14 protein-coding genes and 9 tRNA genes are annotated in these 22,082 nt (G+C 53.9%); 5 read left to right on the top strand and 18 right to left on the bottom strand.

Features of this window, described 5'->3' with window-relative positions:
• Positions 1-47: 47 nt before the first annotated feature.
• From SH421x_RS14145 to SH421x_RS14065, 17 genes are all read right to left on the bottom strand, one after another.
• A complete protein-coding gene (locus SH421x_RS14145; protein ID WP_488849818.1) occupies positions 48-1,439 on the bottom strand; it encodes an RtcB family protein in 1,392 nt (463 codons plus the stop codon).
• 683 nt (positions 1,440-2,122) lie between these two features.
• A complete protein-coding gene (locus tag SH421x_RS14140; protein ID WP_488849815.1) occupies positions 2,123-3,733 on the bottom strand; it encodes a TROVE domain-containing protein in 1,611 nt (536 codons plus the stop codon).
• A 210-nt stretch (positions 3,734-3,943) separates the two neighbouring features.
• Positions 3,944-4,711, bottom strand: a complete 768-nt coding sequence (locus SH421x_RS14135) for a hypothetical protein (RefSeq protein ID WP_488849813.1) — start codon at positions 4,709-4,711, stop codon at positions 3,944-3,946.
• A 1,053-nt stretch (positions 4,712-5,764) separates the two neighbouring features.
• Positions 5,765-6,547, bottom strand: a complete 783-nt coding sequence (locus SH421x_RS14130; protein WP_488849811.1) for an RNA ligase family protein — start codon at positions 6,545-6,547, stop codon at positions 5,765-5,767.
• A gap of 35 nt (positions 6,548-6,582) precedes the next feature.
• Positions 6,583-6,654, bottom strand: a tRNA-His gene (locus SH421x_RS14125).
• Positions 6,655-6,920: 266 nt separating this feature from the next.
• Positions 6,921-7,880, bottom strand: coding sequence for a hypothetical protein (locus SH421x_RS14120; RefSeq protein ID WP_488849809.1), 960 nt, complete (start codon positions 7,878-7,880; stop codon positions 6,921-6,923).
• Positions 7,881-7,948: 68 nt separating this feature from the next.
• Positions 7,949-12,058: a 3-keto-alpha-glucoside-1,2-lyase-like domain-containing protein gene (locus tag SH421x_RS14115; protein ID WP_488849807.1), complete on the bottom strand. Its 4,110-nt coding sequence runs from the start codon at positions 12,056-12,058 to the stop codon at positions 7,949-7,951.
• Positions 12,059-12,063: 5 nt separating this feature from the next.
• A complete protein-coding gene (locus SH421x_RS14110; protein ID WP_488849805.1) occupies positions 12,064-12,675 on the bottom strand; it encodes a sigma-70 family RNA polymerase sigma factor in 612 nt (203 codons plus the stop codon).
• 317 nt (positions 12,676-12,992) lie between these two features.
• Positions 12,993-13,081: transfer RNA gene (locus tag SH421x_RS14105), tRNA-Ser, on the bottom strand.
• A 75-nt stretch (positions 13,082-13,156) separates the two neighbouring features.
• Positions 13,157-13,230 (bottom strand) — tRNA-Leu (locus tag SH421x_RS14100).
• 46 nt (positions 13,231-13,276) lie between these two features.
• Positions 13,277-13,347 (bottom strand) — tRNA-Ala (locus tag SH421x_RS14095).
• Between the two features lie 11 nt (positions 13,348-13,358).
• Positions 13,359-13,433, bottom strand: a tRNA-Asn gene (locus tag SH421x_RS14090).
• A 22-nt stretch (positions 13,434-13,455) separates the two neighbouring features.
• Positions 13,456-13,526, bottom strand: a tRNA-Gly gene (locus SH421x_RS14085).
• Positions 13,527-13,548: 22 nt separating this feature from the next.
• Positions 13,549-13,620: transfer RNA gene (locus tag SH421x_RS14080), tRNA-Thr, on the bottom strand.
• Positions 13,621-13,630: 10 nt separating this feature from the next.
• Positions 13,631-13,702 (bottom strand) — tRNA-Lys (locus tag SH421x_RS14075).
• 192 nt (positions 13,703-13,894) lie between these two features.
• Positions 13,895-13,967 (bottom strand) — tRNA-Glu (locus SH421x_RS14070).
• 412 nt (positions 13,968-14,379) lie between these two features.
• Positions 14,380-15,207 (bottom strand): formyl transferase, encoded by an 828-nt coding sequence (locus SH421x_RS14065; protein WP_488849803.1) that lies wholly within the window; start codon positions 15,205-15,207, stop codon positions 14,380-14,382.
• A 531-nt stretch (positions 15,208-15,738) separates the two neighbouring features.
• Here SH421x_RS14065 and SH421x_RS14060 point away from each other — a divergent pair.
• Positions 15,739-16,773 carry a DUF1559 family PulG-like putative transporter gene (locus tag SH421x_RS14060; protein ID WP_488849801.1) on the top strand — a complete coding sequence of 345 codons (1,035 nt, stop codon included), beginning with the start codon at positions 15,739-15,741 and terminating at the stop codon, positions 16,771-16,773.
• A 71-nt stretch (positions 16,774-16,844) separates the two neighbouring features.
• Positions 16,845-17,324, top strand: a complete 480-nt coding sequence (locus SH421x_RS14055; protein ID WP_488849799.1) for an Ig-like domain-containing protein — start codon at positions 16,845-16,847, stop codon at positions 17,322-17,324.
• On the opposite strand, the gene SH421x_RS14050 is transcribed toward SH421x_RS14055, so the two are convergent.
• A complete protein-coding gene (locus tag SH421x_RS14050) occupies positions 17,321-18,295 on the bottom strand; it encodes a DUF4886 domain-containing protein (protein ID WP_488849797.1) in 975 nt (324 codons plus the stop codon). The two genes, SH421x_RS14055 and SH421x_RS14050, sit on opposite strands and share 4 nt — an antisense overlap.
• A 248-nt stretch (positions 18,296-18,543) precedes the next feature.
• Here SH421x_RS14050 and SH421x_RS14045 point away from each other — a divergent pair, with 248 nt between their 5' ends.
• The 3 genes from SH421x_RS14045 (at position 18,544) to SH421x_RS14035 (ending at position 22,080) form a co-directional block, all read left to right on the top strand.
• Entirely contained in the window at positions 18,544-19,899 is a 1,356-nt protein-coding gene (locus SH421x_RS14045; RefSeq protein WP_488849795.1) for a Gfo/Idh/MocA family oxidoreductase, read from the top strand.
• A 238-nt stretch (positions 19,900-20,137) separates the two neighbouring features.
• On the top strand, positions 20,138-20,677 hold the full coding sequence (locus tag SH421x_RS14040; RefSeq protein ID WP_488849793.1) for a sigma-70 family RNA polymerase sigma factor: 540 nt from the start codon (positions 20,138-20,140) through the stop codon (positions 20,675-20,677).
• The gene (locus SH421x_RS14035; protein WP_488849791.1) at positions 20,674-22,080 is read left to right on the top strand and encodes a FecR family protein; all 1,407 of its coding nucleotides are present in this window, start codon (positions 20,674-20,676) and stop codon (positions 22,078-22,080) included. Before SH421x_RS14040 ends, SH421x_RS14035 begins: the two co-directional genes overlap by 4 nt.
• The last annotated feature ends 2 nt before the right edge of the window (positions 22,081-22,082 follow it).

Here is a 22,082-nt window from a genome sequence, read left to right as displayed (position 1 = left end):
CTTGGCGCGATTTCAAAATCACGCCAAGCGCCTCGGCCTAGAGTTACTCAATCTTCTGCTTTGCTTCCGTCGTCGCACATCTTAACAATCCGCGGATCAAACCGAGCGACGACGTCGACCAAGTCGGCCTGTTCGTTCATCACCTGCCGGATATCTTTGTAAGCGCCCGGCACTTCATCCGCTCCGGCTGACAACACGCGAACGCCTTTCTTTTCCAAGTCGTTCTTCACGGCTTTCCAGTTGAACTTGTCGCGTGCTTTCGTACGCGACATTTGCCGTCCAGCGCCATGCGAAGCCGAGCCCAATGATGCGGCGTTTCCTTTACCCCGCACCACAAAAGCCGGATCGGCCATCGAACCAGGAATCACCCCCAACTCACCCAGCGCGGCTGGCGTCGCTCCCTTGCGATGTACGATCACTTCTTTGCCGCCGTGCGTTTCCTTCCAGGCGAAGTTATGGTGATTCTCGACTCCGGCGATGATTTGCGAACCCAATAGCTTGGATACCTGACGGTGGATCACGTCATGGTTGGCCGCGGCGTAATCACCCATCAAATTCATCGCGGCCCAATATTCTTGACCCGCTTCGCTATCAAGATCCAACCAGGCCAGCCGACCGAGGTCTTCGTACTTCTTCGGCAGCGCCATTTGCGCGATTGAGCTATACGTCGAGCAAACCGCGGCGCCAGCGCCGCGACTTCCGCTATGACTGAGCAGCGCCACGTACTCGCCGGCATCCAGGTTTAACTGTTCATCCCGCTCGGTCAGCGTTAGCAGCCCGAACTCGACAAAGTGGTTGCCCGAACCGGACGTTCCCAATTGCTTCCAAGCACGATCTTTCTTTTCACGCGTGATGCGAGTGATCGACCAGTCGGCGTCCATCACGGCATGAGATTGCGACTTTTGATATTCCTGACCAACCCCAAACCGCGTACCACCTTCGAGCGCTTCTTTAAAGCGGTTGAATTCGGTATCCATCGAGTCCGGCGCGATATCCAGCACCGACAACTTCATCCGGCAGGCAATATCCACGCCCACCGCATACGGAATTACCGCGTTCTCACACGCCAACACGCCGCCGATCGGCAAACCATATCCCACATGTGCATCCGGCATCAGCGCGCCAGCAACCGCCACCGGTACGCTGCAAGCTTGCCGCATTTGGAAGTGCGATTCTTGATCGATTCCCGACTTCCCCCAAGTTTCGTACGCGACCGGCTCGGCGCGTATAAAGTTGCGGTCGTCAATCAGCGCCTGCGCAAGCCCAGCAAAGTACTCGTCCGCCAAATATGATTCCGGCGCAGCGATGATCTCTTTGATCTTGGTTTTGATCTGCTTGCTGTCGGTGGTCCGCGAAGCAATCGCAAATTGAATCGCCGTGATCGCTTCGCGCACGCATTCTTCCGGCACGCCTAGTTTTTGCAGCTGTCGTCCGTTCATCCGATCGTCACTAGCATCCAAACAAGAAAGAAATAGAAATCTAGAAGAAAAGTCGCCGACTCTACAGCGATTCTAGGGGTATCCAGTGAAGACCCCAATCGGACCAGGGTGGTTCGACCCCTGACGAATCTCGGAACAGAAAAAACCTATCTTCAAGACCTGCGATGAGATGGCCTGGACTACATCGCAACAATGATTCAAACGTGACGATAGCTCCGCTTTTCGAGGACATCCGACCGGACCGGACAGTTACGATTTTTTTGGTTGAGCCACCTCAACACGCTGAATGTTAAATTAGGGGGACTAAATACCCTTCAAAGTCCCTGGAAATCGACCGGACCGGACTGAGTCGGTTTTTTAATGAGCTATCCGAATGGCCGACCTATCAACCTACAGGACCCAGCCGCCCCTCTTGGCCCAGAATTCGCATTCTCCTGATCCTTCCCTCCTTAACAGGGATCGGTGGACCGGATCGCGACGGATCCAAATACGAAAATTGACCAAACGCCTCGTAGCTTAACGAGAGCAGCCAAGCCATCGCTCGACCTAGAAAGATCTAGTCGCGCGGATAGATGTAGAATCGCAGCCCAGTATTTTCCCGCAAATTCGAGGTGTTAGTCAATAGACAATGTTAAGAGAAAAGAAGCCCCAGACTCACGCAAGCAAGTCATGGAGCTTCTTGTTTAAAGCTTGACCGAGTCGACCTCGGCCACAAACCGTCCCGGATCGTCGTTCAGGTGCGCGGCGACCACGTTGAACACCGCGTCACTAAAGCCGCCGATGTTCAAAATGTCGGCCCGCTCTGGCGCCTGGGTCGTGCGGTACGGTTGGATGTCGATGCAAACCAACTTAGGCTGCGCCGCGCCCAGCTTCTTTTGGTTAGCGACAAAATCCTCCCAAGCCGCCATCACGCCGGTCGAACCAAATCGACCGTGGCCAATCCAGCTTTCGTTGTCGCTTACCAACACGCAGCCTGCAAACTTGCGTTTGCCGAATTTCGTGTTGGCCGCGTGCAACGGTAGCGAGCAATCGGTTCCACCACCGCCATAGCGCGACAAGCGCTGTGACAAGCTCAAAATCGAGTCCGATGGATCGATCGGCGCGTCGTACGCTTGGGTATCGAACGGAATCACTACGCTATCTGGGTTACGCCGCAAAATTGCTGCTGCAAACAGCGCCGCGACGTCAACACAACGCATCTTACTGGTTGCGCCGGCTCCCCGATTGCCGGTGACCGCCATCGACATCGAGCCCGAAGTATCAAGGCCGATCACGATCGGGCCTGGTAGCTGCGGGATGTTACCACAGGCCAGTTCGGCCGCTTGCTGCAGCGCCGCCCGAATTTCGTGCGGAACTTCACGATCAGCATTCAGGTAAGCGGCCAAAAACTGGTACGGGAACTGGCGCGAGCGTCGAATCTCGTCAGCATCGCCCAGTCGATCGGCCGCATAGCAAACCATCTCCGGATCCCGCAGCACATCGTGCCGCAGCAGCGTGTTCAGGTTCATCCGCAGCGCCTGCGGCCCCATCTGGCGAGCAATCGCTTTCCAGACCAGCGGACCCTTCGCCGCATCGGCCAGCAAATCCCACCGGATGTGCAAGTCACTCGCGATTTCGGCTTGCGCCTGCTCGTTCTCGGCATTGCGATAAGCGATCAGACTTTTTACCAAGGCCGGCAGATCAGACTCCGTCGCCGGCGCCCACTTCTCGACCTCTTTGTCGGTCAACCAACCAAACAGCGCACGCCGCGCGTTATCCGGCGGAGTTGGCCGTGCCAAACGCAGCACGTCACGCAAACTTGGGCTGGCGCCAATCGATGCGGATAGCAACTTGCCATCCGACGCTTTGTTCAACCAGCGCTGGAACGCGCGTTGCAGCGATGCCGAGAGGCTCGTCCGACCAAATTGGCCCGAACGAATCATCTGGAACATCGTCCTCAGCACGCGGCCGTTGTCGACCACGCGATCAAAAACCTGATGCAATAACTTCGTGTCGCGCTTCGACAGCGCCAGCAGCAATGCAGCCGGCATATCCTTCATGTAGGCGCGCTCGCGAGCGTAGACGGCCAGCTTGGCCAAGAAGACGTTGTCGTCAACCTGGTCGATCAAACCGCGCAGCTCATCCAGTTGGTTTTGCGCGCTGCTGTAGAACGCTCCGTTAAAGCAGCCGGTCGCGGCGAGTTGCGCCAGCGCATGCTTAGGCGCAAGTGCGTAGGCGAGACCGCCTGCTTCGTTGCGCGCGTTAGCACGCGGTAGTTTACGGTTAGAACCCGAGAATAGCGTCTTGTTGGCCATCGTGACCTCCTCCTTGAGCAAGCTTGTCCGCGCCGACGATTGGGCTGCCAAAGACAAGCACTCATAAAACCGAGCTGACGAAGAATGGACAGAGATTTCGCCCGAGTTGAACAAGCGGGCAAAGCGGGGTTTGAACCCGCGAAACCTTGCGGTTTCTTACCAAGTACTCTGTGCCGGCAGTCAGATCATTGTGCCGGTAAGAAGAAGAGCCTACCTTTGGGGAAAGGTTCGTGCCGATCGCCGCGATTGTTTGACAACGCGAGCTTGTTTTTGTTTTCTCAGCAACCGGTGCAGCTCACGCATTTCGCGTGGTGAAAGAGGGTGACGAGATACGGCGGTCAAAACGCCGCCAAATGCTTCACGCAACTGATCATCGGTGATTTCGGCGAGCGGACGCTCGAGCCATACATCCCAACGTTTTGCGGCATCCGTTGGTCGCTCCAGCAGTCGTAGTTCCCACCACTGCTGACCGATTTTTCGATATTGAAGCAGCTGACCGCGATAAAGTTGCTCCGGATTGGCTGCCTGTCGATTTCTTCGATTCTGGGGTACCTGCTTGAGCAGGCCTGTTCGCGGGCAGACGTAGAGAGTTCCAGGAGGCAGCTGGTGGTGAAAGAACCAGCCGTCGGCCGAATAGACTTTTCCGTCGCGAATTTCGACATGAATCGTCACATCGTTAAAGACATGGGTGAGCACATGTTTTTGCACCGCATTGTTTAAAGAGACCTGCGCGCAGATCTCTTGATGCACCTTATTCCACGGTCGTCCGACATGCGATTGCAGGAACCGCCGCAACGGCTCGAGATGATCGGAAAGATAACGCTCTTTGCTGCCCCAACTTCCCAGCATCGGTTCACGGGTTGGCAGGTTTTCGGCGCTGGTCTGCTGCACATATTTGCGATATCCCTTCTTGCGCGATGGATTTCGCGATCCCCAGCGTGGTCTCTCGACGATCACTTTGTCCATATCTTCGCGCATCTGTCACTTCCAATTAAACAGTCCCGACGAGGGAATGAATCAGAGACTTTACGGCGCTCTACCTTTGAGCTACAGCGCGACGCAATCAAGAAAATAGCGCCGACGGGATTTGAACCCGCAACCTCCGGGGTGTGATCCATGGACTCCGAAACGGCAGTCGGGAATGTTTCCTCATTGCTTGGGAATAAAAAAAGACCGACGAAGTGTTGATCAGAGACTTAGCGCTCTAGCCAGTTGAGCTACGGCCTGCTTTCCTTGCGGAACGGCAGGACCGGCGAGACTTGAACTCGCAACCTCTCGTTTTACAGACGATGTACTCCGAATCGGCAGTCGGTCTTGTGCGGACAAATAAAGTGGCTGACGAAGTGATTGTGTCAGAGATATCTCGATGCTCCGCCAGTTGAGCTACGACACAAGCCAGGCAAGTGTCGACGGGAATCGAACCCGTAACCGTCGAATTAACATGTACTCCAACTCGGCAGTCAGACCACAATCTGTGTGATTCAGTTTGAAAAAGAAAACTGACGAAGTGATGACCAGAGATCCTTTCAGCGTGTTTTACCATTTCACCACGTAGATCTCGCGATCGACGGCGGGAATCGAACCCGCAAGGTCTTGCGACCACTGAAGCCATGTACTCCAAATCGACAGTCAGTTTTCTGTACCGAAGTACGTCCAACGAAGGATTGCAAAGAGGTAAGCTCTCGCTCCATCGGCCTTCCCATACCGGCGATGGTAATCGCCGACGGTTGACAGGCCCCTTTGTCTACGAGAGACTCCAGCGCCATTCACTAGTCGGTCGCCCGACATCGCTACCTTAGGACCGTCATGTACTCCCCGCAGGCAGTTGGACGTGTATTTGTTGTTCGATAAAGCCCAACGAAAAATCGCCAAGACATCGAAGCCTTGCAGCTTCACTTTTGCATAAAGTGGGATGTAATCCTGGCAGTCAGTTGGGTAGCTAGTTAGACGAGAAAGGAAAAGAAAGGTTCAGACGAAATCAAGCCGAACTTAAAATTCGCCTGAAACCTTTCCGAGAGAGAGAACCATTGTTCAGGAAGTTTTTTGACGGGCCCGCTGCTTCGCCGTGCGCTCGTAATCCTCGAAGCGAATCTTGACGATTTGCTGGCGATCCGCGGTTCGTACAACCAGTCCTTCCGGTCGACCGCCGGCCGCGTCGTCGAGTTTTACCTGACTAGTTGTGAGCGTTTTGCGCAACCAGTCGTGCGTCGCTTCGATTTCGGTCGGCAACTGGTCAACGACTGCGACACGCGGCGTCAACTGTAACGACATTTGGGCTGCAAACGCCGTCAGTGCGTCTTCGTCCAAAAACGTTTGCCCGCCGTTTTCGCGCCATAGCGAAATCCGATCGAGCTCTTCCTCAAGCCGGCTAACAGGAACCTGGCTGACGTCGAAGACGCGATAGCCAAACTCCCGACGACTGGTGTACTGCTTGGCTGCAGCAGTCGTCTTACCGCCGTACGTTTCCAGATAGATTGTCGTAATAACATCCTCTGGCGTCCGGTAAATTTCGCGGATGTGATCCGCAGTCGCTTGCAACGTCTCGACGATGCCGAGCGCCGGGTTAAAGACCAGGTCTCCCTGGGCGTGCAGTAGTTCTTCGCGGCTGCCGATCAGGTATCGCCCATCCGGCATCAAGAGGATGCGGCTGTTGGTTCCATCTACTTTTTCGGTAGCGATCAGTGGGCGGCCGTACATCACAACGGCTTCCGGCGCCAAGATTCCGCGGTCACCCATGCCATGATAAGTCGGAATCGACGGATATTTGGTGGTGCTGTTCAGTTTGCGTAGATCGAATTCATGCGTTGCTTTCATGGTGCGACTCCTACTCGCTCGTCGATTTTGTTCAGGATATCCGAAGGGAGTCGACCCTTACCTCCTGCTTCACAGACAGACGTGTGTACCGGGTACACCACAGACACCGCAATCAGAATTTGCCAGCTGCTGTTTGGAGCCATCCCGGCATCGCAGGTTCGCGGGCAAGATCGCCTATTGCTAGATGAATAGCCGATTTGGCTTGGAATGCTCCCCAAACCTGATCCAGATGAGAGGAAAGTCTAGAGCCAATTTCGGCGAAGTTTTTTTCATGAACCAGCAGCGACGACGGCATTCGGCAGAATCGTTTATCAAGAAGTTGGGAATGCGGACGCCATGTTGGCGGCTGCGCATGCATCCCGCTTTATTGCCTTCAATCCTTTACATCAAGTTTAAGAGTAACGTCATCAAAATAGCCGTCATTGTTCTTTCCATCAAATCTTGTGCTTACCAAACGAATACGAATGAAACTCGTTGCAGCAGGAACTGCGCCGCCAAGTTTCTTGTCTGACCAATTGTGGCTTGATGACACGACGCCGGTTGTCTGACTAGAAATGATTGACGCCGGCTTGTCGTTCCAAAATTCGATGAATGCTTCGGCAGTGTCAGGCGGTCTTCCGCCCCAACTCCTCATTTTTGCCCCGAAGACGTAGTTTACTTTTTCGCTCTGGATATATTTTTCGATTGGGCGGATGTCGATTATTTGTACGATCTCGCCTTGCTTGCAAACGCCCGAATAAAAGTAGGCGCTCCCCGAACCAGGCGGCGGGTCACTTTTGCGTTGCGTCCAATTGCCAGATAACGCTGTCCACCCGACCGGTCGGCCATTCGGCAGCACTTTCTCGCAGCCGCCGTTTGTTAGCAGCTGCTGTCCAAGGTAAGGCGCTATTGTCGGCTCATCGATTTGACGTTCCAGGTTGAATTTGCGTTTTTGTAAAAGCTTTGCGTCTTCGACAAGTCCAGCCTTCACGAACTCAGCGATCGTGTCCTCGAAATTTCGCAGGATTTTTCTCTGAATGCCCAGTTTTGAACGCTCGTAGACTGTCGTTCGCACGAGCGTGGGAAGTTTGCCTCCGGCGACGAAATTGTCCAATTCTGTCTCTGCTTTTTCGAAAAGCTCGAGGTCACCTTTGCTTTGCGCTGAGTCAATTTTCTTTTTCAATGCTGCCGAAAGAGAGTCGTTCAGCTTTCGCATCGCCACTTCTTGCATTTCCAAAGAGGCTGTCAACGCGGATTCGATACGTTCTCGCGCCATTGCGTCTGTTTCCGCTTGCGCCCAAGCCGAGGTCGACATCAATACGAACATGAACGTGACGATGAAAAGTTGACGCATGGCGGTAGATCTCGCTGTTGGGTTAGTCTCTTTCAGAAAACGACAATTTGACTTTGTGCCGCCCAATCTCAAACGCTTGAAAGAGATGCGTTTTCTTTCCAGCCAAAAAGGTTCCGATGATTCGACATCTTCGTAATCTGCCGCAGGTGCGAGAAAACCGCATCCATTTCCTGCAGCGCTGGGGTCTGTGCCAGCGGGTCCACATACGGCCGAGCTAGAGAGATTGGCAACAACAGCCTATGGGCAGCTATGGCCGCATTTTCGTTTGGACTCGTGGGTGTGCGATCTTCGCGAAGGTTGAGCTTCTTACTGGGATCGATGACGCCGCCATCCCAATGGATTTTGCACTGGGGCAATGCTTTGCTGAGTGCTTCGACGCCTGCGGCTGTGACTTTGGTCTTCTTGATATTGAGATCGCGAAGGTTCCTGCAGTTTTGCAGATAGACCAGTCCTTGATCCCCGATTTCCGTTGAGTGAAAGTCGACCCATGCCAAGTTTTTGTGGTTTTCAAAAACCTTCAAAGCGGCGTCGGTGATCTTGGTATTATCGAGCGATAGTTGCCAAATATTTTCGGCTCTTCCAAGGTTGGCCACCCCCAGATCGCCGACGGCGGTGCCGGCCAAATTAAGGTAAGAAATTTTGCTTAGTCCTACGAAATCGCGGAAGAAAATCATATCTTGATCGTCGATCGAAGTAAGACCGAGAGAGAAGACCCGCAGTGCTGGGCAATTATTAAAACTCTTCAATCCCGACGCTGAAATTTTTGCCCCCCAGACATCGATCCCCCAAATTTCGGTGTTACCACTGAAATAGGCAAGAGATTCGTCGGTGACGCCAGAGGTGTGGGCAAGGCAGATGTTCTTTAGATTCTTCGTCTCGCGAAAAACGGAAAGGCCTTCTTTGGTGACTTTCTGATTGTGCAGCAAGTTGACATTCGTTAATCGAAAGGGGCCATCTGGGAGGTCGGTTACGTTTGTGATATTGCGATTTTGATCGTTGATCTGAAGCTGGCCACCGATTGATAGTACGTACTTCGCCGCTTTGTGATCAGGGTTCGTCGTAATCGTTGGCGGTAAATTTTTGATTAACAAATTACGGAGCCGGATTTCTCCTTTCCCCCATCTTTTAAAAATACCGATTTGACCGAAATGCCGCAGTTCAGGTGAGATGCTCGCTCGTCTTTTACTGAGATGACCTGCTAAAGAGCGACTATCGAGCACGCGATCGTTTAAGGTGACTGTTAGATTCTGGTTTTTAAGTTCAATCGTCATATCATTCCACTCGTCTGCTTTACGCAACTGCGGCGGGGGATTGATGCGGTTGACCGAGATGCTGGACGCCTCCTTGTTCGACCAGGTGATGGCTCCCATGGCCCTCCTGGTATTATCAAGAAAGATCCACACAGGCGTATCCTCTGAAGATGCGCAGAGATCGATGGTGGCGGATGTATCGGGAGTGATCTGAAACTCAAACTTTAGAACGAAATTATCGTAACTATTTTTGGTTAAGAGCCTGCCTTGCCTCTGGTTTTGCAAGATTCCATTTTTTAGCGACCAGCCGTCTAGATTCTTGCCGTTGAGCAATTCATCCCAGCCATTGAGATCCTGGCCAAATGCAAATTCACTGACCGTGGGTTGCATGCTAGGAAGATCTTGAGCTGGAGCACTCGGCGACGGCGTCTGTGATGTCGCAAATGAATTAAGATCGCGTACAAAAATATTACGGAATTCGACCCCGCTTGTATGACGCTGAAATCCAATATGACCGGCTGGGGTAGGAGTCGCTAGTTGGTGATGGAGGACTTCTTCGCCATCGATCGCGACGGTAACCAGCGGGGGCAGATAGCGAATTTGCATCTTGTGCCAACCCGGCGTTCGTGTCCCGGGCAGTTGCTTGGCTGCGGCGATATTCCAGAGACTTCCGGTCCGTTGCATATCGGTTGCATTGGCGTATTTGGGGGAGGCGTCATCCAACAGCTGGATTTCGAGAAACGTGCTGCCGTTCACCGGTTCTCCAACGCGACCATCCAAAAAGACGCCGCTATTTCCATCGGCCCCCAGTTGATATTCAAACACCAGATCGTAGGCGGCAAGTTTTTTGTCGAGCATGATCCAGCCGGAGTCGCGATACCCATTCCCATCGGTAGTAAGCACGCCCCCCTTTACGTTCCAACGGAACGGACCTTGGACCGTCCAGCCCTCGATATCACGACCATTGAAGGCCGAAACCCAGCCTGATTCACCGTCGAGCTGGGGTTCCATCGCTACGATCGACGGTGGCGACATCGTGGGAGCAGGATGGGGCGATGAGGAAGGAGAGGGCTGAGTGGAAGATGCCGCAGGCGGAGATGTTGTTGACGGCGCGGTTGTCGCCGTCGCAGCGCTGGCGACCTTTATGGCCTCTTCTTTTTCCCAATAAACTTGGACCTGGGAGCTTTCGCCGCTATTGATGGTGAACTGCGAAACGTCGGTTTTCAAACCACCGCTGGTTTCAATCGCAAACTTATAGGGGCCCGGCGGCAAGGGGGTTGTCTGTTGTTCACTAGCAAGCTTGATCGCCACTTCCTCGTTGGTCTTGATATTCACCAGACGAATCTCTTGATCACGCAAGTGTGCGACAAAGTCATCTCCCTTTACCGAAACAATCAGGTTGCCATGGGGAGTTGAGATTTTGAACAAAGAGCCCAATCCAAAGTATCCCAAGATCGTCAGCAGTAACGCGACGCCTGCCATTCCACCGTAAAAACCGGCCGAACCGCCGATGGCAGTTTTGGCTCGTTGGTGACGACTTTTCGGGGTGGGAGAAAGCTGTAAGTCAGGAGAGGTGATCAGAGGAGGGGCTTCGTGCTGCTGCGTCTCAAAAAACGAGGTGGGCGACGTGTCCGATTCGGCTTCGGGAACGGTCAGACCGATCGCGACTTTGCCATCGTCGCGCAGTAGCGGACGGATTTTCTCCAAATCGACGATCAATTCGGTCGAGGTTTGATAGCGATCCGCCGGCAGTTTCGCCAAACATTTTTGATAGATCGCGTCAAGCTGCGGCGGTACATCGCTACGAACTTGGGCGAGTGATGGTGGAGCCTGCTCGCGATGTGCCAGCAGCTTGACCATCAATTCTCCCCCTTCAAACGGAGGTCTTCCGGTCAGCATGAAATAGAACGAGCACCCCAAACTGTAAAGATCGGCCTGCGGCTTCACGGTCTTGGAACTGACGGCCTGTTCCGGTGGCATAAAGTCGACGGTTCCCATCACCGAGCCTTCTTGCGTCAGACCTGCCTGGACGTCTTCACCGGTCGAAAGTCGCGCAATCCCCATGTCCAGAATCTTGAGCACGTTGTTTTCATCAATCAGCAAATTGGCGGGCTTGATGTCACGATGCAACAGGCCGACGCCGTGTGCGTATTCCAAACCACGAGCTGCCTGAATGAAATAGTCGACTGCTTTACCGACTGCCAGCGGTCCATTTTTGCGGACGATCGCGTTGAGATCTTTGCCGGACACGTATTCCATGACCAGGAAATGAACCCCTTCCGCTTCGTCGGCGTCAAATGCGGTCACGATGTTGACATGACGAAGCTGAGCCGAGGCTTGGACTTCTTGGTAAAATCGGGCCAGGGCTTTCTCTTTGTTTTTGGCCTGACCGTGGATCACTTTGAGCGCAACCTCGCGTCCCATCTTGCTGTGCCAGGCTTTAAAGACTTGGCCCATGCCGCCGGCGCCGATGCGATCTTGAACGATATAGCGACCTAGTTTTAAGCCGCGTGTTTGTCCCCGTGCGATCGCGCGCAATTGAAACCGGGTCAGCAGTTTGGTTGTCAGCAGCAAGTTGCAGAGCTGATAGACGTTTTTCACCGGTTGAGCACTCAGCGCTTTGCTCAATTCTTTGGCGTCGATGATATCTGCTTTGGTCAGATTGGCCCGCAGCGTCGCCAGGTCGAGCCCTTCGGGTAGCAAGAGCGAACTCCCCAGCTCTTGCGGCGTAGGGAGCTTTAGTTCGCATTCGACTTGGTGGGCGTTTTTGAGATGCTCAAATCGCTGGAGCGACGCAGCATAGCGCTCTAATTTTTTGGCCAGTTGCAGATCACCACCGGCCAGAGAAGTGGGATCGACCGGTGAGCCATGGGCCACGGTCGCTTCCCATTTTTCTAACAAATCCAAGACTTGGCTATCGACATTCATTTTATTTACGACTCCGACGGTTTTAGCAGATCAGGCGCTAAATCGGCCAACAGAACGCGTGCGTGCAGATAGCGTCGTTGAATCGTTTTGGTCGAAACGCCTAACAGTTGGGCCGTTTCGGCGTGTGTTGCATCGGAATACCAGATCAACGAAAACGTTTCTCGCAGCTCCTCCGGCAACTGCTCGACTGCTTCGTGAAACTCGGCCCATTGCGCCAAAGTAGCCGGAGCTTCTAACTGATTCCGATCCGGCGAGTCTTCTAACGCAAAGTTCGACTCATGATTCGCCGCGGCTGACATCGGGCCGAGATGCTTGCGCGCCAAATCAATCAGCGTGCGGCGAATTTGTAGATTCGCCAAGCCAAAGTAATGACGCGCCGATTCTGGCTTCACTTCTTTTAAGCTGCGATAAAGCCGAATCACCGCTTCTTGAAAGACGTCGTCGGTTTGCTCCCAACGAGCCAGTTGCGGGTAGGCCTGCATCATTGACTTCGTTAAGCGCTGCAATCGATCCAAGGATCGCGCCAGGATCAATTCGTAAGCGGCGGCCGGGCGCTGGTGCGCGGTCGCCAGGATCCCGTCGATTTGACAATTTGTGTCCGATACCAGTTCTACCACGGACCTACCCCATGCCGAGACCGATCTGCCCCGATACGCTAGCTGCAATTCGCAAGACTCTTCCGCTAGGAATGAATGCGAGTGAACAGTCGACAACTGGGCAGAGATTTCTGAAAAAAGTGGAAAAGGAATGCTGCAAAGTGAAAAACAGCCGATTTCAGCCGTAGCAATTGATCCGGTGACGACGACGGATGCCAGATATTTTCACCTTATCGGCCGCCAACAAGCAATGTTTCGGAATCGCTTTCGACTTAGGAATCCACAATTACTCCAGAAATCAGCATCACCAGCACGATCTGCGGTGAGTAGACAGCAAGCGGAAGGGATGGGATTTGAACCCATATGACCCGCAACGAGTCGCACGGTTTAGCAAACCGGCCCGGCCAACCGTATCCGGCTCCCTTCCATGAATTTTATAGCGGCAAAAATCGTCAATCTCCGCTTTACCTGATGGGTGCTGTGGATGTTACGGTCCTTCTAATAGCTCGGGTGGGATTCGAACTCACAGCATTCCTGGTTCTAAGCCAAGATGGTCTGCCAGTTGCCTACCGAGCCGTGCTGGTTTCGCACAATCTCTATTGAATTTCGAGACTGTAAAAAGTGGACCTACCGGGAATTGCACCCGGATCGCCGGTTTGCAAAACCAGCATCTTCCTGTTAGACGATAAGCCCAAAAGCAGCAGCTGCGGAGGCAGGAATCGAACCTGCGACAAAGCGATTAACAGTCGCCTTCCCGTACCAACACAGGACCCACCGCAATCATGTTCAACTAGTTGTGGAAGCGCCCAGTGGGAGTCGAACCCACACATCCGCCATGGCAAGGCAGTAGGCTGCCGCTACATCATGGGCGCGTTATTTGGTTACTTACGTAAAAGCACCGGGCCGGAGTCGAACCGACGTCGCCGAATTACGAATTCGGAGTCTTCGCCGCTAGACGACCAGTGCACGCTTCTGATGAGGCCGGTAGGATTCGAACCTACGCCCGCCCGGGTAAAAGCCGGGGATGCTACCGTTACACCACAACCTCGAATGGATTGCAGCGTCGGTTTAAGTCGTAAGACTTCGAGCATCGATCTTCTCCCTGAACCTAAAGTGGTAGCCCTGAGAATCGAACTCAGCGCCATCTGGATATCAGCCGGATGAGAGCGACCAGCTCTCGACTACCAGCAACGCTCTTTACGGTTTGTTTTGTACGCTTCTCTTTCGGCTCAAATCTCAGCAGCCCGTGTGGGAGTCGAACCCAACCTATGCGGCTTGAAAAACCGCCGACCTCACCCGAAGTCAAACGGGCCATGTTGGTTATGCATACCGCACAAAAAAAGGCCTGACATCACTGGTGACGTCAGACCTTGGTTAAGGCGCTAGGCAATCATGCCCTCGTCACAAGTGCAGCAGAATATTCCGTTCTGTTGCGGCGAGCCCTGCGAGACTTTCGCCGCTTTCCAAAAGTTGACTTGGTTTATTCAAATACATCGTTGCTGCTTTGCTTGTTAAAAGGCTTTGCGTCGTGTTGACTGCAAGTTAGACGGCTTCTCTGCGAGCTGGTTCGCACTTTTTTTGCCACCAAGCCGGATCTGGTGTCAGTAAGACCACGTGGATCCTGAGACCGATTTGTGGCCATAGGCGTGCTCAAAGCTCACAATCCCCCACCGCTAAGCGTGCCGCCTACAGGCGGGCGGCTAAAATCTAGTCGGCGTTCAATCCCTAAATGGGATTGCCGAGATAGATCTCGTCGTGAGCTTTGGCGTCTTGAAGTTTGCGCTGCTGCAAGCGTCTGCGCCACCAATAGGCAAGATCATGACGCCAAGATCGCTGCTTCTCTAAGTAGAGCGTACCCTTGTCCGGCGAGGCGAAACCCGTGACCGTTTGCGTCTCTTCAATGCGGGCCAATATCCCAGGCAACAGCCTCGCCGCAACTTGCGCCGCTTTGACCGTCAATGTGTCTTCGTCATCTTCAGAATGGATCTCGGCGAAACCATGCGCCAAGATCGGGCCGGTGTCTATTCCGGCATCGATCTGGTGAATCGTCACGCCGACATTTTTGTAGTCGCCATAATACAAGGGCCAGAAGAGCGTGTTTTCGCCGCGATAGTTGGGAGCGATGCCCCAGTGAATGTTGATCGTCGCCAAGCGAGCGAGCCCAAAGATCTCGGGCTTCAAGATAGGACAACCCGAGGTGATGATCACGTCAGGCTGCAGCGCTTGAATTTGTGCGATATTGGCTGGGCAGTTGAAGCCCGTGATCGGCACGAGAGTTGGCTCTAGTCCCGGCAGAGCTTCGCTTGCGGCAGGTCCTAAGAGCTTGCTGATCGCCTGGTAATGCCGGTCACCGCGCCAGTTGACATAGCGCGAATGAAGTCGTCTGCCGATGACCGAAAACGGCGACCGCAATACTTTGGCGTATTGCTTCCAACTCGACGGCTGCGAGGTCCAGATCGGTTGAATCAGATGTTGCAGGGGGAGAGCTTCGTGCAGCTTGGCAATGACATAGCGGTGCTGCGGAGTCAGCGTACTGATAGCGAGGACGTTCAACGGATCTAAACCTTAAGCAACGATGTAGTAAGAACCCGATCCATTCGATCTTGCAGTCATAGGCAGCGACAAAATCGATCGGAGCCCCCGCGCAAAAGGCTCGTGAAAGACAAGCAGCCGGCCCGTTGATTCGTCCAAAAAAGGATTTTGACTTCCCCAACGGCCAACCATTCGCTTCGCAGCAAATCAATGCCGCGTTCATTATGGTAATTACCGTTGCTGGCCAGGAAAGTGCAAAGCCCGCAAAATGCGCAAAGCACTCAAGTCTCCACTTTTTATTGTGAGCCAATTGTCGGCAGGCAGAGCGGCGATAGATCGCTAGTAGCTGATGTGGATTGAACTTAGGTAAATTCAACCCATAAAAACCGCAGAAATAAGATAGAAATAAAACTCAATTCACTTGATGATTTCTCTGGCAGATCCTACCATTAGGGAGATATCTCCTTCCTCAACTAGGCATTTAAACGGCCTAGAGCGGTTTTGGCGTAAGCTTTGTCCCTTGTTTGATTCATTTTCCTGTCTGAGTTCACTATGCATAGCCTTCCGAAACGAAACCAAGGCTTCACGTTGGTGGAGTTGCTAGTCGTCATCGCAATTATCGGGGTTCTGATCGCACTGCTCTTGCCAGCAGTGCAACAAGCGCGCGAAGCGGCTCGCCGTTCGCAGTGCATGAACCAATTAAAGCAGTTGGGTCTAGCGATGCATAACCACCATGACACATACCAGGCGTTTCCAATCCGAGGCGTTGCTCTTACTACCGATGACTACAGTGAGCGGGTCGGAGGAATGGTTTTTTTGCTTCCATTTATAGAACAATCCGCATTAGCTGACCAAATCAAAAATCATGGATTATCCGCTCCTCCAACCCCCTGGGAGGCAACGTTTCTTCCATGGAAACAACGATTGACGTCACTCTTGTGCCCTTCCGATCCAGGCGTTAGCGATGCGCCAATTAATGGAGTCACGACTGCGCCTTGCAATTACAAATTCTCCATAGGCGATTCCATTACATCGATCACCAGCAAAGACAGACGACTCCGTGGGATGTTTAATTATGGAGAGAAAGCCAAAGTTGGCTTCCGCGACGTCCTCGATGGAACCAGTAATACAGTGATGATGGCCGAGCGTTCGGTTGGCACAAACGGCAGACTAGTGAAACAAGGGCAAGCGCCGTCGATCTCGTTTGCTACCGATCCTTCGGCTTGTTTGGCGGCAGTATCTACCACCAATCGTAATGAATATGCGGCGGCCGGCAGCAATCGCGGCAACCAGCGTTGGAATGATGGTTTCGTGCCATTCTCAAGCTTCTCGACGGTGCTTCCACCTAATGGACCATCGTGCTGGACCGGCACCAACGAAAACACAACAGAATCAATTACGACAGCGACAAGTTATCATCCTGGCGGTGTGAACATCGTCTTGGCGGACGCTTCGGTTCGCTTCATTCCCGATACGATCGATACCGGCTCAACCACCACGGCGCCGGTAACCTCTGGCGAAAGTCCCTACGGAGTTTGGGGCGCCTTGGGAACGATTAGCGGCGGCGAAGCGAAGCAGCTACCTTAATTATGTACTCACACTCCCCATGCCATGGTAGAGCGGCAGATTCTGCCGCTCTCTTGAAACGCGAAGAGGCTATGATGTTTGGACTTTACCGGCGATATTTCTCTGCGCCGAATGCGACGTTTCTCCTAGTTTGCACCGCTATCCTCTGTTTTTCGGGGTGCACTGAGCAGCCAACTCGCAACCCCGGAATTGAAGTCATTCCGATTCAGGCGAAAGTGACATTGAACGGAAGCCCGGTCGAAGGCGCGAATGTTTCGTTCAATTCAACCGAGTCTCAGCGAAGCGCCTCGGGACAGACTGACGCATCAGGCATCGCGGTGATTACCACCTTCGACTTTGGCGACGGCGCAATCCCAGGTAACCATGAAGTCAAGATCTCGAAAGACATCATGGAAACACTCAAAGAAGCCGATCCCAACGATCCGACTTCGGCGGCTGTAGTGCGTCCCAAGCATCTGTTGCCACAGCGCTACAACAATTTCAAAACTTCTGGCTTGACCGCGACCGTGTCGAAAGAATCGAACCAAGTAAATTTTGAACTCAAGGATTAGTCCTGTAGCGAAACAAGCGGAACCGCCGGTTGTTTGAATTTGGCGACCGTTTCGTGAGCCACAGTTTGCAATACTTTCAGTTCATCGGCGGGTATACCCGGCGGTAAAAAGCGATTCTCGCGGATGTCGTGGCCGGTCAATGCTTCGTACCAGACAGCGCCGATCAGATACTCGCCGCGGTTGTTCAGATGCTTGGGGTCAAGTTGCAATTTTTGCGTTGTTTTGCTGCGAGTCCAACCAACCACCAGCGAGTTTTCTTGCTGCGGCAAACCGGTGGCTGGTGGGGATGGGAAGTTGAAATCGTGGTCGACAACATACTGTCGATCAGGACGCTGACGATAATTTTGAATTGCAGCGCCAGCCGGGATGACTGGGGTTTTGAACTGCTTGGCGACCTGCGAATAGGCGTCGGTTAGCTGCTCATACATTTCATCTTGCGAAATCTTCCAGGTCGACAGCAGCGGTGCGTCGGTGCGATAGGCCCAGGTCTGATGGAAGGTGATTGTCGCCTGAGGCGCGTGTTGACCGACCAACTCCACTAGATTTTCGGCGTAGGGATGGTAGGTCTCGGGGAGCCAACTGTTGCTGCTAACTTGCTGCAGCGACACTACATCCCACGGCTCGGCGGCCAACATTTGTTGCAAGGTCGCCGACTCTTTTTGGCCGGCACGGACAAGTCGATACTCTTTGCCTCCAGTTCCGGCTTGGGCCGCGGCGGCGTTCTTCCAGTGTCGCTCAAGGGAGCAGCCGCCGAGATTCGCTTTCATCAGCACCAATTCGACTGTAGGATCGGCCGCAAAAAGCTGAGGCAGGTAGCGGCAAGCGTTATCGGCAAAGCTGTTGCCAATGGTCAGCACGCGCACGGTGCGAACCGCGGCCGCTGGTTCTTTGGCGGGGGCAAAGCTGGACAGCTGAAACATCAACGCAATCGTGGCCAGACGGGCAGCGCCATTCAACAAAAACTTCGACATCAGCAAGGAACTCCATCGGAATAACGTGAGAGACGTAAGTCTAGCATCACGCCCCGCCTAACGCGAACATCTCATCGGTTGTTGCAAGCCGGTGCAAAGTCTGATTCTTTCTTCTGGTTTAGGATGACGATTGCAGCTGTAGCTGCATCCTTCCTTCAATCCCCGTGACGCAGCCTAGCCTAGCCTGGCGACGCACTTCGCGATTGGCCATTGGTGTTGTTGCATTCGCCTACCCCCAGGGAGCTTTGATGTCGAACCAAAAATCGACGCGGCGCGACTTTCTTCAATCGACGGCTGCCATCACCGCGGCTGCGGCCGCGCTGGGCCCTAGTCTGTATGTCTCGGCCGCAGAGCCTGCGAGCCAAGAGAAGCTTAACATCGCGATCATCGGCGCCGGCGGCCGCGGCGGAGCCAACCTCGGCGGAGTCTCTGGAGAAAACATCGTCGCCCTCTGCGACACCAATCCCGAGGTACTGGAGCAAGCCAAAACCAAACACGCCGCCGCAAAAACTTTCACCGACTGGCGTGAGCTACTGCAAGAGAAGAATATTGATGCGGTGGTGATTAGCACTGCCGACCATCACCACACGCCAACGGCGCTGGCTGCCATGCACGCCGGTAAGCACGTCTACTGTGAAAAGCCGCTGGCGCACACGGTGCAAGAAGCCCGGCAGATGCAGGACGTTTACTTGGCGAACAAGGACAAGATCGCGACGCAAATGGGGACGCAGATTCATGCGACCGACAACTATCGTCGCGCCGTCGAACTAATTCAGTCAGGCGCCGTCGGCCCCGTCACCGAAGCCCATATTTGGTGCAGCCGCACCATCAATCCGGTCGAAACCGCCGTGTTGCCGCAGCAAGCGACGCCCACTGGATTTAACTGGGACGTCTGGTTGGGACCAGCCGCGATGCGTCCTTACAACACGCAATACTGGCTCGGCGGCAATCTCAATTGGAATCGTCGCTGGGAATTCGGCAACGGCGTGCTCGGCGATATGGGAAGCCATTTGATCGACTTGCCCTACTGGGCGCTTGGCTTGCATCGTCCGACCAGCGTCGTGTCCGAAGGATCAGCCGTAGACGAGATCGCTTGTCCCGCTTGGCAGATGGCGACCTGGGAACATCCCGCGCGCGAAGGCAACCCCAACTGGGCGACCGATACCAAAGTGGTTTGGTATCACGGGCCCGAAGGGATGCAGCGCCGCAGCGATTATCTGCAACCGCTGGTCGGCGATGCGACCAAGATCAATGATTGGTCGATCGGCGTCGCATTTGTGGGCCCGCAAGGAGTGCTGGTCGCCGACTATGGCCGACTGGTCTTGGCGCCCGCCGACAAGTTTGTAGGCTTCCAGCCACCGCCGCAAACCATTCCGCCAAGTCTCGGGCACTATCAAGAGTGGATCCACGCCGCCAAAACCGGCGGTGAGACCCTGTGCAACTTCGCTTATTCCGGCGCTTTGATCGAGCACAACCTTCTGGGTAATGTCGCCCATCGGGTTGGGAAGAAGTTACAATGGGACGCCGACAAGCTGCAGACGACCAATTCGCCGGAAGCGAACTCGCTGCTGAGCAAAGAATATCGTGACGGCTGGAGCATTTAGTCCCGCTGGTCGATAATACCGCGTGATATCACGCTAACTTGTTGCTGCTGCAAACTTTCGGTTTCAACAGACGCGGCCTTCATGCAGATGAGGGCCGCGTTTTTGCTGCGCTGCCGTGCAGAATTTTCGCCGAACGGGAAAAATCTTTGTAAGGTCTGCCCCATTTTTGTAGATAGTAGTGCGAGACCGACGCCCCACGTCACCTCCTAGTCCGCCCAGCCGGTTATGCCGCACAAATATGCCGCACGATGAATCCAGACTGACCGACGAAGACTTTATTCGGCTCTTGACCACCTATCACGGGCGAATATTGCATTATGTCATCTCGCTGGTCCCCAACCGGACCCAAGCTGACGATGTGATGCAAGAGGTTTCGCTTGCGCTCTGGGAGAAGCGGGCTCAATACAATCCTGATCTCAATTTTCTGACCTGGATGCGGGCGTTTGCTCGACTTCAAGTTTTATCCCACTACCGCAAGCAGTCGCAGGCGCCCACGCAATTGTCAGATGCAGCGCTTCAGCGGGTTGTCGCAGCAATTGATTCGCAACAACAGGTGGTCGACGATCAGTTGACCTTGCTACGCAGCTGTCTGAAAAAACTGCCGCACGCCCAGCAAGATTTGATCCGCCGGTTTTATGACGGTCGACTCGACGTGCTGGGACTCGCGAGCGATCTGCAAATTCAACCGAACACGCTCTACGTCAAGATTCATCGCATCCGCCAACTGTTGATCGGCTGTGTGCAAAAACAATCCGCTATGACAGGCATCCTTGCATGAGCGAATCCCGCTCTGAAAATTCGCACTCCTTACTAACTTTAGAAGTAAAGGAATTGGTCGGTCGCTGCATCGGCGAACTCGGGACCGCAGAAGATTGGCGCACGCTAAATCACTTACTGGAAACCGAGGACGACGTCTTGCAATACTACGTGGCGCATAGCGGACTCAACGCGACGCTGGGCGCGCTGGTCGACTGGGACTCGGCTCGCATCACGCCGCCCAGTCGGCTTCGAGGCTCTCTTCGGTTGGCTGTGTTTGCGACCTTGGCTTGCAGCTTGTTGCTGGGATTATCCATCGCATTTTTGTGGAGTACGACTACCCGACCTAGCGGATCGTCGTACGTGGCGCGGCGAATTTTTTCGACCGCCAGCGACTTGCAGATTGCCGGCAGTCCTGAATATGAAACGCAGATTTCTCCCCATCAGCAGATCACTTTTAGCGACGGAACCGTCGGCATTTCGCTCCTCTCCGGCTTAGATCTGGTAGTGGACGGACCGGCCAAATTGGAGATCGTCTCGCGCAGCTATGTACGCTTGATCTCAGGACGCTTGATCGCGAACGCGCAAGAAGATTCCGAACCAACCACGATCGAAACTCCATACTGCCGGATCAAAGATCAAGGAGGCCGATTCGGGCTCGCTTCGTTTGTCGGCCAAGCCGATAGCATTGCGGTCTTTCAAGGTGAGCTGAACCTCTCACGACAAAGCAAGACGCACACGCTGCGCCGCGGAGATGCGGTGCGCATTGACGCCGCCGGAGAGATCTCGCGATTGCCGACCGTCTTGGCGGGGCTATTCCCCAACGAGCGTGACATTAACCATACAACCCGCGCCGATGGCTTAATTGAGTCGGTTACCGACAACGTTGCTGACGAATCGGTCTACGCTTTTTATCATGTAGCCTCCCGCGGCTTCGGCGAAGACGCCGTCGCCTATGTCGATCGTCAGCACGAATGGAACAGCTTGGGCCGAGACGGCATCCCGTCATTTTTGCGAGATGCCGAATATGTCATGACGATGAACCAAGATCGTTTTCACGAAGCAGCGCTGCGCATTGATCTAAAACTACGCAAACCGGCGATGGTTTATGTACTGTACACCGAATGCATGTACGTCCCGGAGTGGCTCTCGCGCGACTTTGTCGATACCGGTTACAAGATCGGCATGGATGAAGGACCTTATCTGCAAGCAGGGAAACTGGTCTATGAAACCCGCGATCTGGCGGTCGGTCCCGATCAAAGCATTGATAGCAACTTTCGCGTCTGGGCGCGGAAAGTCACCGAGCCCGGGGTGATTATGCTGGGCGGCGTTGACAACCGGATTCATGATCTTCCTAGACCGGAGTTTGGCGACCATAACGGTTCCAATATGTATGGAATTGTCGTAGCGCCTTTGAATAACTAACT

The organism is Blastopirellula sp. SH421, assembly GCF_057808535.1.
This window is presented reverse-complemented; position numbering and strand designations above follow the sequence as displayed.